The organism is Bradyrhizobium sp. Pha-3 (assembly GCF_042258325.1).
Taxonomy (GTDB): domain Bacteria; phylum Pseudomonadota; class Alphaproteobacteria; order Rhizobiales; family Xanthobacteraceae; genus Bradyrhizobium; species Bradyrhizobium elkanii.
This window is the reverse complement of sequence record NZ_CP170151.1, coordinates 9224479-9236760: the sequence shown is the minus strand read 5'-3', so window position 1 is coordinate 9236760 and position 12282 is coordinate 9224479. Positions and strand designations below refer to the sequence as shown.

Sequence of the window (12282 nt, the reverse complement as noted above, 5' to 3'; positions counted from 1 at the left end):
GGCTCCGCGAAATCCGGGGCCTTTCAATCCGTCACGGAAGCCCTCCCGGATTACGCTTCGCTGGATCCGGGCTACGGGAGGACAACACACCATGCGCTTTGCTGCGATCGCCGACATCCACGGCAATCATCTCGCGCTCGAAGCCGTCCTGTCGGACATTCGTGCGCAGGGAATTCGGGACATCGTCGACCTCGGCGACATGGTGAGCGGTCCGCTCGACGCCCGGCCCACCATCGATATGCTGATGGCGCTCGATGCGGTCCATCTGCTCGGCAATCACGACCGCTATCTGATCGACCGTCCGCACGACAAAATGGGTTCCTGGGAGCGGCTGACCTATACCCAGCTCGAGCCGCGGCATCTCGACTGGCTGCGCACGCTGCCGGCGAATTCGATCTATCGCGACGAGGTTTTCCTCTGTCATGCAACGCCCCAGGATGACGAGACCTACTGGCTCGAGACGGTATTGCCGGGCGGCGAAGTCTGCATGTCCTCGCTGGAAGCGATCGAGACGAGGGCCGCCGGCGTGGGGCAGCCGCTGATCCTCTGCGCACACACGCATACTGCGCGCGCCGTGCGGCTTCGCGACGGCCGGCTGATCGTCAATCCCGGCAGCGTCGGCTCGCCCGGCTATCGCGTCGGCAAGCCGCATCCGCATGTCGTGGAGGCCGGTTCGCCCGATGCGCGCTACGCGATCCTCGAGCGGGTCGATGGTGGCTGGGACGTTACCTTCCGCCACATCCCCTACGACCACGCGGCAATGGCGGCGCTGGCGCGCCAGCACGGCCAGGCCGAACTCGCCTCGGCACTGGCGACGGGATGGATTCGCTGATCCGTAGCCCGGATGAAGCGCAGCGAAATCCGGGACCGCGACATCCGCGGGCATGGCATTCCCGGATTGCGCTGCGCTCCATCCGGGCTACGAAGCGCGCAAACAAAACGGCCGGCTCATCGCCGGCCGTTTGCACAAATCAGCTAATTCGAAACGGATCAGACCGCAGCGGTGATCCACTGCTGCAGCTTGGCCTTCGGCGCGGCGCCGACCTGACGGGACGCCATCTCGCCGCCCTTGAAGATCATCAGGGTCGGGATCGACATCACGCCATACTTCGACGCGGTCTTCGGGCTCTCGTCGACATTGAGCTTCACGATCTTGACCTTGTCGCCCATCGCGCCGGAAATCTCATCGAGAGCGGGCGCGATCATGCGGCAGGGGCCGCACCATTCGGCCCAGAAGTCGACGACCACCGGCCCGGTCGCCTTGAGCACTTCGGCTTCGAAATCGGCGTCAGAAACCTTGCCAACGGCCATGTCAGTACCTCGTTCGGTTGAGACAAAAGGGGCGCGGTTGAGAATCGCGCCCGGGAGCATGCGTCAAACCTATGAACGCCCCCTTGCCGGGTCAAGGTTGCTCACGCCGACATGAACTTATGCCAGGGCGGCGTCCAGCGCGGAGGCGGAAATCTCCATGATTTCAGTCGTTTCGGTCCAGAGCAGGGCGGCCCGCACGGGCAGCGGGGGATAAAGCTTCGCCAGCACCGCGCGGTACAGCGCGAGCTGCCGGACATAGCCCCGCGGCGCCTCGGCGGCGGTCCTGGGCGGGGCATGATTGGTCTTGAAATCGACGATCAGGACGTCGGTCGGCGTCACCACCAGCCGGTCGATCTGGCCCGAGACCAGCGCCTTCGGCTGGCCCGGCCGCTCCAGCCGCCCGACGATCGAGACTTCCGCGCGGCTGCCGGGTGCGAACACGGCGGCAAAGCGCGGATCGGCGATCAGGGCGAGCACCTGATCCGCGAGCGCGGCCTGCTCCTGTTCGGACCAGCCGTCGGCATTGCGTGCGAGGTAGCCGAGCGCGGCGGCGCGCCGCCGCTCAAGGGCCACGTCGGGCAGCGATTGCAGCAGGCGATGCACCAGCGTGCCGCGTTGCAGGGCGCGGGCGCGCAGCAGCACCGATTCGCCGGTTCGGATCGGATGGCTGTCGCCGTCAACCGGATCGGACGGACGCAGCATGCCCGCCGTCGATGCTTCCGGTGCGGCCGGTGCACGCAGCCAGGACGGCAATGCGATCGGCACCGCGGCCGCTGACGCAGTCGCACCGGTGAGATCGGCGACGTCATCCGGCCGCGAATAGCGCATCACCTTGCCGCTTGGCGTCTCCAGCTCCTCGAGCTTGAGCCCGGAATTGGCGAGCCCCTTCGTGATCAGATCGTACCAGGACGATTTCCGCACCGTGTTCATGTTGCCCGGCATGCAGCCGCCGACGATCAGCCGGTCGGCGGCGCGGGTCATCGCGACATAGAGCAGGCGGCGATACTCGTCCTCGGTGTCGCCGAGCATCGCCTTGCGCGCATCGGCGACGTTGGGCGGATCTTCGGCCTTCTTGCCGGCCCACACCACGACGCCGGGCGCGTTCGGCGCGGCATTGCCTTGCGGCAGATGGATCAGCCGCAGCCGCTGCGTGTCCGACGGCGAGGTCGTGGTGTCGACCAGGAACACCACCGATGCCTCGAGGCCCTTGGCGCCGTGCACGGTCATGACGCGGACCTCGTCGCGCGAAATCTCCATGTCGCGCTTCACCTCGGTGTCGGCGGCGCGCAGCCAGGCGACGAAGCCTTGCAGCGAGGCCGGCGCCTTGCGCTCATAGCTCAGCGCAAGCTCGAGAAACTCGTCGAGCGCGTCGTTGGCCTCATGGCCGAGCCGGCGCAGGATGCGCGCCCGCCCGCCATCGCCGCCGAGCAGCCAGGCGTAGAACGCGAACGGCGTCTCCTGGGTGAAGCGGCGCTCGCATTGTTCGAGGCGACGCAGCGCGGTCGCGAAGCGCGCGTCGGTCGGCGCCTGCGCAGCCAATGCCTCGCGCAGCGAGCCGCGACGCTGGTACGCCAGCTTGAACAGATCGTCGTCGTCGAGGCCGAATAGCGGGCTCTTCAACGCCACCGCCAGCGCGAGATCGTCCTGCGGCAGCAGCAGAGCGTCGGCGAGGTTCATCAGGTCGATGATCGCGATGTGCTCGGTCAGCTTCAGCCGGTCGGCGCCGGCGACCGGGATGCCGGCGTGCTTCAGCGCCTGGATCACCGCGTCGAAGGCGTTGCCGCGCCGCCGCACCAGGATCAGCATGTCGCCGTAGCTGAGCGGTCGCCGTCCGCCGGTGCTGCCGGTCATGGTGCCGCTGGCAACGAGGCGCTTGATCTCGGCCTGGATGCGCCTTGCCAGCTTCACCTCGGGGCTGGTCACCGAGACGCCGTCGAACGGCGCGCGCCAGCCCTCGATGTCCTGGCGATCGTCGGCAACCGCGAGATCCCAGAGCTCGATCAGGCTGGGGCCGGCATCGGTCATCGCGTTGTGGATCGGGTAGCCGTTCTCGACCGCATGGATGCTGCGGAAGATCTCCTGCTCGCGGAACACATGGTCGACCGAATGCAGGATCACCGGCCCGGAGCGGAACGAATAGGTGAACGACACCGGGTCGAATTTCAGCCCGGCTTCCTCGAACCGCCGCTTCAGCTCGCGCCGGCGCAGGTCGAATTCGCGCGGCGCCGCGCCCTGGAACGAGAAGATCGATTGCTTCTCGTCGCCGACCGCGAATACGGTGCGCACCAGGCCGTCGCGCGCGCCGACGCCGGAGGTGAATTCCGAGATGATGTGCGCGACGATGTCCCATTGCCGCGGGCTCGTATCCTGCGCCTCGTCGATCAGGACGTGATCGACGCCGCGGTCGAGCTTGTAATGCACCCAGCCCGAGGAGACGCGGTCGAGCATCGCCAGCGTCTTGTCGATCAAATCGTCATAGTCGAGCAGGCCGCGCTCCAGCTTCTCGCGCCGGTAATGCGCGGCCGCCGCGGTCGCGATATGGATCAGCGCCTCGGTGCGGTCGCGCGCGACCACGGCGCGGCGGCGCTCGATCAACGGACCGAGACGGTCGATCTCCGCCTCGAACCGATGGCCTGCGACCGCATTCTTCTTGATGAAGTTGTTGGTGACGACAGACGCGCGCGGCGCGCGGTCATCGGTCAGGAAGACGCCGAGATACTCCTCGACCTGGGCCGCACCGGTGAAGGTCAGCGCGGCCCGCAGCCGCTCGGCCTGCTTCTGATCCGCCTTGCTGCTGGTGTCGAGAAGCGTCGCCATCTCCTTCCAGCTCGACCGCGGCAGGTTCGGCCCGTCGACGATCTCGCGCTCGACATCCTCGATGCGATCATCGGCGGAGACGTCGAGCGCGGCCGACATCTGCGCGGCGGCGGCCGCGGCGTTGCCGGCGGCATCGGTCCAGGCCATGAAATGGTCGCGGCTGAGGCAGGCCTCGCGGACCACCTCCTTGAAGGTGACGTCGGCGGCATTTGCCATCGCCGTCCGCAGCGCGCGGCCGATGGGACTGTCGGGAATCCGCGACGCTTCGAGGAACACCGCGAGATTGGCGCGCTCCATCATCTCGTTCTGGTCGCGGTCATCGAGCACGGCAAAGCGTGCCGGCACGTTGGCCTCGAACGGAAACTGCTGCAGCAGGCGGGTGCACAGCGCGTGGATGGTCTGCACCTTCAGGCCGCCGGGCGTCTCCAGCGCGCAGGCAAACAGTTTGCGCGCCTCGCGCCGCAGCGTGGCGGAAGGATGGGCGATGCCGGCCTCGCGGATCGCGGCATCGAGCCCGGCGTCGTCGAGCGTCACCCAATGGCCGAGCGTCGTAAACACGCGCTCGGCCATGTTCGCCGCGGCGGCCTTGGTGAAGGTGATGCAGAGGATCTTTTCCGGCGGCACGCCTGACAGCAGCAGGCGGATCACGCGCTGCACCAGCACATGCGTCTTGCCCGAGCCGGCATTGGCCGACACGAAGGTCGACGCCTTCGGATCGGACGCACGCGCCTGCGCGTCGCGCACGGCGGGCGGGATGGGCCTGATAGCCTTCACCATTCCTCGATCCCCAGGCCGCCGGCGGCGGACCATTCCTTGATGCGTGCGAGGTCGTCATAGGCGCCGTAGCGGTTCGCCCACATCGAGAGGTTCAGCGAGGTGTAGGCCTGCTGCTCGTCGTCGAAGGCGCGGATCAAGGCTTCGAGCTTGCGCCGCGCGCTGTCGGCGGCCTCGTCGGGCGGCTGCGGCGTGTCGCTGGTCTTGATCTTCAGCTCCAGCGAACGATGCTCGCCCGGCGGGTTGTTGCCGCTCAGCCTGACATAGACGAGGTCGCCGACCGAGGAGTCCGCCGGAATGTCAGCGAAGCCGCCCTCGCGCAGGATCGCGGCTTCCAGCGTCAGCTGCGGCGACAGGCCCATGCGCACCTGCTTGCCGGTCGGCGGCTGGCCGGTCTTGTAGTCGAGGATCGCAAAGCTGCCGTCGTCACGCCGCTCGATGCGGTCGGCGCGCGCCGAGAGGGTGAAGGTCCTGGCATCGTCGAGCGGGATACCAATCTCGCCGCGGATTTCGGCCTTGATCGCAGCAATATTGCCGCGCCGGGCCTGCTCCCATTCGGCAAACCACCCCGCGATGCGCTGGAAGCGGGGCCACCACAGCGCCCGCGCCTCGGGTCGCTCCATCAGCGGTGCAAAATATTTAGCCCCGATCTCGCGCAGCGTGCGCAGGGTGTCGGCGGGCAGCGCGTCGGCATAGACCTGCGTGAACTCGCCGAGCGCCTCGTGAATCGCCGAGCCGCGATCGGCCGCCGACAGCGGCATGTCGACGGGGTCGAGCGGATCGAGCTTGAGGATGTAGCGCGCATAGATCGTGTAGGGATCGCGCAGCCAGTCCTCGATCGCGGTGACGGACATTTTCAGCGGCCGTGCCTCGCGCGGCGGCCGCGGCTCCGGTTGCGGGATCGGCTCCGCCTTGTCGGGCCGGTCGAGCTCGGCGGCATATTGCACGTAAGTTTCGCCGGCAGATGTCGCGGCCTTCCAGCGCGCTTCGCCGGCAACGGCTTCGAGCCGATGCAGGAAGCGCGAGGCGACCGCCGGCGCGCCGCCGACCTTTGCGGCGTGGGTGAGGATCACCTCGTGATGGCCGAGCAGCTGCGCAAAGTCGTGCGCGGACAGGCCGATGCGCCGCTCGGGAAGATCGAGCCCGAGCTCGTGCCGCATCGGCCGGCTCAGCCAGGGATCGATCCGCGGCGCCGGCGGCCAGACGCCCTCGACCAGTCCGCCGAGGATGACGCGATCGGATTCGGTGAGACGTGCTTCGAGCTGGCCGAAGATGTTGAGCTGCGCGCGCGCCGATTCCGGTCGCCGCACCATGCGGTCGGCGAACGCGGTCTGGAATACCTCGGGATAATCGGCGAGCGGCGTCATCAGCCCGCTCGGCTGCTGTCTGGCGAGCAGCTCGTCAAACGCGGACGCCAGCGACGCCCCGGCGCGCTCGTCGAACACGATGGCGACGCCGTTTTGATCGGCCGACAGCGCGATCAGCGCCTCGCGATGGCGCGCCGCTAACTCCGCGAAGTCGTAGGGCTTTGACGACGCCATGCCTTCGAGCGGCGCCAGCGCCGCCTGCAATCTGGCGATCAGGCCCTCGGCCTGGTTGAGCTCGTTGTCGCGCAGCCGGGCGCGCGGCTCCATGGCGTGCAGCGACGAGGTCTCGCCGCCGTGCAGCTTGACCAGCTCGGCGCGGAAGCGCGCGAAGTCGCGGGCGAGGCCGCCGGTCCCGGCTTGCGGCCGCGTGCCGCGCAGCAGCGCGATCTCCAGCACCTCGATCGTACCCCGGAGTGCGCCATGCGAACCGCCGAGCCGGAACAGTGGATGCTTGAGCAGCGCGAGCAGCGTCGGCGGCTCCAGCCCCTTGGCCGCAGCCTCCGCGGTCAGGCGGGCAAACACGCCGGCCGGCGTTTCGATCAGCGCATCGCCGCCGGAATCGTCGAACTCGAGCTGCCAGCGCGTCAGCGACGCCATCACGCGGCGCGCCAGCGCGCGATCCGGCGTCACCAGCGCGGCCGATTTGCCGAGATGCCGCGCCTCGCGCATCGCAACCGCGATCGCCAGCGCCTCCATTTCCGGATTGGGCGCTTCGACCACGGTGAGATTGGTCATCCCGGCGGAAATCCGCGCCACGATCTCCGGCCGTACCAGCCGGTCATGCCACTGCGCGGTCGCGGTCGAGGGACGCATCGTCTCAGACACCAGCACCTCGCGGCCGAGCGGCGCGGGCTCGGCAAGGCTCTCGACATCGCGGCGCTTGATGCCGAAACGGTCGAGCAAAGCGTGCATCGCGAATTGCGGATGGTTCGACGAGGGCGGCGTTACGAACCTGCCGTCATCGCCGCGCTCGCCGCCGATCGTGTCCCAGGAGTCCTCGTCGAGATCGGTGTCGAGCCCGGGCAGCACCACGGCGCCGTTTGGCAGCTTCGCCACCGCGTGCAGGAATTTCGCCGTCGCCGGCATCGAGCCGGTCGAACCGGCGGCGATCACCGGGCCCGCGGGATGCGCGGTGAGCCGCGCCGCTTCCGCCTCGATCAGCAGATCGCGCCGCGCCGCGGGCTCGATCCGGCCGATCTCCTTGAGGTAGTTCGGCCAGGCGTCGCGCGCGATGCGCAGGAAGTCGAGCGAGTGCTGCCAATATTTGTCGAGCTGGTCCGGCACCAGGCGGTCGAGCGCGCGCCAGTCGACGCCGCGCGTCACCATGTCGTCCATCAGCCGCGCCAGATCGCCGGCGAGTTGCAGCGTCGAAGCCGGGCCGCCGACCACCAGCGGCGCCGACACCGGCGTCTTCGCCCAGGCCGCGACTAGATGCGCCAGCGTCAGCCGGCGCTCGAGCTCGCCGAGCCTTGGCGGAATCTCCAGCGGCGCGGCGCCGCCGACGTCCTCGCTTTGGTCGGCGAAGGCAAGTTCGTCCTCATCGATATCGCCAAGCGCGACGATGCGCGGCAGCACGGCGGCGTCGGACTCGAGCACATCGAGGAAGATTTCCCGCGCCAGCCGTCCGGCACGGCGGGTCGGCAGATACAGCGTGGCGTTGGCGAGCCTTGCCGGATCGTTGCGTACCTCGAATCCCGCGACCAGCCGGCCATCGACCAGCGCCGAGATGACGGTGCGCAGGAACGGTGCAGAAACGGGAACACTGAAGACGCGCATGGGCTGCCTGATTCGAATCCGGCGCCAATATAGGGAGCGGCGGCCGTCGTTAGCCACCCCTGTCGAAGAACCGTCACCGCTCAATATCGCAATCGGCCGGCGCAGCGATCGGCGGCATCCAGGAACCAGCGCAGCGCCGGATCCCGGGCGGCGCGGCTTGTATGGATCAGGTCGATCGCGAAGGCGGGGATGTCGAGCGGCGGTGCGACGACGGCAATGTCGGCCAGATGCGTGAAGCGCCGGGCGACGCGCTCGGCCATCGTGGCGATGAGATCGGTGCCGGCCACGGCGAACGGAACGGCCACCACATGCGCAAGCGTCACCGCCACTCGTCGCTTCAGTCCATGGCGTGCCAGCAGCGCGTCGATCACGCTCGGCAGGCCGTCGCCGCCGGCCGCCGAGAACAGCGCGTGCGGCAGGGTTGCGTAATCTTTCAGACTGAGTCGCTCCGATCGGTTCGCGCGTGCATCGCGGACGCAGACGAAGCGCTCCTCGAATAGCCGGTGCCGGACGCAGCGCGGCGACTTCGGCAGGTGCCCGCCGATCAGCGCATCGAGTTCGCCGCGCTCCAGCTTCGCCAGCGCCACGGTCGCATCGGTGAGCGGGCGCACGGCAAGGTCAATGCCGGGCGCTTCGATGCGCAGCAGCCGGGTCAGCTCCGGCACCACAACGAGATCGCCGTAGTCGGTCGCGGCGATGGTGATGCGCCGTCGCGCGATCGCCGGATCGAAGCCCTGATCGGGCACCAGCGCGCTCCGGATCTGCCGCAGCGCTTCGCCGATCGGCCCGGCCAGCGCCAGCGCCTTTTCGGTCGGCTGCATGCCCGCGCCGGCACGCAGGAACAATTCGTCGGCAAACAGCGCACGCAGCCGCCGCAACGCGCTGCTCATGGACGGCTGGGCGAGCCCGATGCGCTCGGCCGCCCGGGTGACGTGGCGCTCCTCCATCAGCGCCTCGAAGGCGACCAGCAGGTTGAGATCGATGGCAGCTAAATTCATCGTAGCAATAGTGCCTATAAGAATAATCGATTTCAACAATGATTTGCCCCGGCCTATGCTGTTTGGCCGGACATGACGACGGGACCCAGGAATTTGGTGAGATTTGCGAGGTTGGTGCCGCGCGGGCCGACACTGCTGATCATCGGCGTGCTGGCAGGATTGGCTTTTCCTGCCCTGGCGGACGGCGTGCGCCCGCTGATGGCGGCGGCGATCTTCGTTCTGGTGCTCGGCACCTTCCTCCAGGTCGACGGGATGGCGTTCCGGCGCGCACTGCGGCGGCCGCTGGTCTGGCTGCTGTTGCCGGCGCTCGCCATGCTGGCAAGCCCGCTTGCCGTCGGCTTTGCCGCGCGCGGCGCCGGATTTCGACCCGAGCTGATCGTCGCATTGGTGCTGTCGGTGTGTGCGCCGCCGTCGAGCGGCACGGCGGCCGTCGCGCGCATGCTCGGCTTCGACGCAACCATTCCGCTTGCGGTGACGCTGCTGTCGATGGCGCTGGCGCCGGTCACCGTGCCGCTGATCGCCGCGGGATTTGCCGATCTCGCGCTCGATCCGCTGGCGCTTGCGGCGCGGCTTGCGCTGCTGGTCGGCGGCGCCGGCGCGCTGGCGTTGCTGCTGCGCAATCAGGCCGCTGCACGATTGGCGCAGCACGCGCGCATCATCGACGCACTCGTGCTCGCCTCGCTGCTGCTGTTCGCGATCGCCACCATGGCCGGGGTGCGCACCCAGATCGAAGCGCAACCGGCCGCCGCGTTCACCTGCGTCGGCCTTGCCTTCGCGTGCAATCTCGCCCTGCAATTGTGCGGCGCGCTGCTCACGCCGGGCAATCTGGCTGCACGGCTGACCAGTGGCCTCATTCTCGGCAACCGCAATGTCGGACTGGTCTGGTCGGCGATGGGCGCTGCGGTGTCGCCGATGACGGCGTTGTTCTTCGCCGCCACGCAGTTTCCGATCTATATGACGCCGCGGCTGATCGAGATGCTCGTTCGCCGCGAGCGCAAGGAGGATGCCTCACCATGAGCGCGACGATCCTGACCGAAGACCTCGCCGTCCGTTTCGCGCGCATCGCGCTTGGCCATGTCACGCGCGAATATCCGAACAAGCCGGATCACGTGCTGGCGGGGCCGCAGGACGCGCGCACGCCGCGCGAGCTACATCCGGTGTTCTTCGGCAGCTATGACTGGCACTCCTGCGTCCACAGCTACTGGTTGCTTGCCCGGCTGCTGCGCCGCTATCCCTCATCCGAGGCGGCGGACGACATCCGCGCCCTGTTCGACGCGCAGTTGGTTGCGGAGAAGATCGCGGCGGAATGCAGCTATCTCGCCGCCACGACCGCACGCGGCTTCAAGCGGCCTTACGGCTGGGGCTGGCTGTTGAAGCTCGCGGCAGAGCTCTCGCTCCTCGAGAACAACAACTGGCGCGACCGGATCGCTCCACTTGCCGGGATCTTCGCGCAGCGCTACCGCGATTTCCTGCCGCTCGCCACGTATCCGGTGCGGGTCGGCACCCATTTCAACACCGCGTTCGGGCTGCGCATGGCGGCCGACTACGCCGCAGTGACACAGGACGATGCGTTCGGCGCGCTGTTGCGCGACACGGCGCTGCGCTGGTACGGCGCCGATCAGGATTGCCCTGCCTGGGGTGAGCCGAGCGGCGACGACTTCCAGTCGTCCGCGCTGATCGAAGCGGAGTGCATGCGCCGGCTGCTGGCACCGGGTGATTTCCTACCCTGGTTCGACCGCTTCCTGCCGCGGCTCGAACTGCGCGAACCCGCAACCCTCTTCCGACCCGCAACGGTCACCGATCGTACGGACGGCAAGCTGGCACATCTCGACGGGCTCAATCTCAGCCGCGCATGGTGCTGGCGGGCGCTGGCCGGTGCGTTGCCGGCGGCCGATACGCGCCGTCCGATCCTGCAGGATGCTGCGCGCCGCCATCTCGACGCCGGCCTGCCGCATATCGCGAGCGACTATATGGGTGAACACTGGCTTGCGAGCTTCGCGGTGCTCGCGATCGACGCCGATGGCTGACGACGGGCGCCGCCTAAGCGACGCTTTCCAGGTACGCTTCTTCCGCAGCCTGGATCGCGTCCGGAGTTCCGACATGCATCCAGACGCCGTCGAGGCGCAGGCCGAACAGCCGCTCCTGCTCGTTGGCGCGGTCGAAGATCTTGGTCAGCGAGAACTCGCCGGCCGGCGCGTCGGCGAACAGCGCCGGCGACATGATCGCGGCGCCGGCATAGACGAACGGCACCACCTGGTGCTCGCGCAGTTTGCGCAAGGCGCCATCCGGCAACATCGAATAGTCGCCGCGCCCGCCATAGCCGATGCTCGTAGCGGTCGGCGCCATCAGCAGCAGGATATCCATCCGCGCGGGATCGAAGGTTTCCGCGAGCCGCGCCAGATTGGAGCGCACGCCGTCGATCCACATCGTGTCGGCATTGAGATGGAAGAACGGCGTATCGCCGAGCAGCGGCAACGCCTTGACGACAGCGCCGCCGGTGCCGAGCACATGGTCGCGCTCATCGGAGATGATCACGCGCGGACGGCTGCGGCTCTTGACGTGCTCGATGATCTGATCGGGCAAATAGTGCACGTTGACGACGGCTTCGCTGACGCCGGCGCCGGCGAGCTTGTCGAGCACATGGTCGAGCAGCGGCTGGCCGGCGACGCTGACCAGCGGCTTCGGCATCGTGTTGGTCAGGGGGCGCATGCGGACGCCGAGGCCCGCAGCGAGCACCATGGCCTTATGGGGTGTGACGGGCATCTTCCGGATATTCTCGGTCATCATCTCTCATGCGCCGATCATATCACGGCGATTCGGCAAGCACATCAATCAGACGCCATAGTCATCGGACATGACGGCCGTAAGACGGCAATGACGACCCGGGCCTAGACGTCGGCAGCTTGCGTGCCGCGTTTGGCAGTTTTCTTCTTCTTGTCGCCTTGTTTGAGAAAGTTGACGCCGATCTGGTCGCCATTGACCCATGCCAGCTCGCAGCGGCGATAGGCCAATCCTGTGGACGACAGCAGCAGAAAGAACTCCTTCAGGTTCAGGCCCTCGACCGAGCCGTCGACGGAGAGCTTGGCGCCCGTTTCCGACACGTCTTCCATTGTGCAGTCGCGCCGCCAGGTGCCGTCGATGCCCATCATGTGCGCCGCTATGCCGCGCTCAAACGTGACACGATCGCCCTTGCGTCGTTCCGTCCCCATCGTGTGGTCCCGCTCCAGATCCGGCCGCGC

Annotated in this window: 9 protein-coding genes; 3 read left to right on the top strand and 6 right to left on the bottom strand. The window is 67.8% G+C overall.

The genetic code is table 11. From position 1 onward, the window contains the following. Positions 1-91 precede the first annotated feature (91 nt). Complete coding sequence (locus ACE10X_RS43995) at positions 92-832, top strand: metallophosphoesterase family protein (protein WP_375763878.1); 741 nt, start codon at positions 92-94, stop codon at positions 830-832. A gap of 158 nt (positions 833-990) precedes the next feature. On the opposite strand, the gene trxA is transcribed toward ACE10X_RS43995, so the two are convergent. From trxA to ACE10X_RS43975, 4 genes are all read right to left on the bottom strand, one after another. Further along, entirely contained in the window at positions 991-1311 is a 321-nt protein-coding gene (gene trxA / locus ACE10X_RS43990; protein WP_016847387.1) for a thioredoxin, read from the bottom strand. Between the two features lie 117 nt (positions 1312-1428). Beyond that, positions 1429-4905 carry a double-strand break repair helicase AddA gene (gene addA, locus ACE10X_RS43985; RefSeq protein WP_304557382.1) on the bottom strand — a complete coding sequence of 1159 codons (3477 nt, stop codon included), beginning with the start codon at positions 4903-4905 and terminating at the stop codon, positions 1429-1431. Then, positions 4899-8045, bottom strand: coding sequence for a double-strand break repair protein AddB (gene addB / locus ACE10X_RS43980; RefSeq protein ID WP_375763877.1), 3147 nt, complete (start codon positions 8043-8045; stop codon positions 4899-4901). The genes addA and addB overlap by 7 nt, the downstream gene beginning before the upstream one ends. Before the next feature lie 80 nt (positions 8046-8125). Next, entirely contained in the window at positions 8126-9043 is a 918-nt protein-coding gene (locus tag ACE10X_RS43975; RefSeq protein WP_038382630.1) for a LysR family transcriptional regulator, read from the bottom strand. Positions 9044-9139: 96 nt separating this feature from the next. On the opposite strand from ACE10X_RS43975, the gene ACE10X_RS43970 reads away from it, so the two are divergent. Together ACE10X_RS43970 and ACE10X_RS43965 are read left to right on the top strand one after the other, a co-directional pair. Then, positions 9140-10060, top strand: coding sequence for a hypothetical protein (locus ACE10X_RS43970; protein WP_244435696.1), 921 nt, complete (start codon positions 9140-9142; stop codon positions 10058-10060). Continuing rightward, positions 10057-11070, top strand: coding sequence for a DUF2891 domain-containing protein (locus tag ACE10X_RS43965; RefSeq protein WP_304557381.1), 1014 nt, complete (start codon positions 10057-10059; stop codon positions 11068-11070). The genes ACE10X_RS43970 and ACE10X_RS43965 overlap by 4 nt, the downstream gene beginning before the upstream one ends. A 13-nt stretch (positions 11071-11083) precedes the next feature. On the opposite strand, the gene ACE10X_RS43960 is transcribed toward ACE10X_RS43965, so the two are convergent. Beyond that, positions 11084-11806 (bottom strand): nucleotidyltransferase family protein, encoded by a 723-nt coding sequence (locus tag ACE10X_RS43960; protein ID WP_375763876.1) that lies wholly within the window; start codon positions 11804-11806, stop codon positions 11084-11086. A gap of 125 nt (positions 11807-11931) precedes the next feature. Beyond that, the gene (locus ACE10X_RS43955) at positions 11932-12252 is read right to left on the bottom strand and encodes a PilZ domain-containing protein (protein ID WP_028341691.1); all 321 of its coding nucleotides are present in this window, start codon (positions 12250-12252) and stop codon (positions 11932-11934) included. Positions 12253-12282 lie beyond the last annotated feature (30 nt).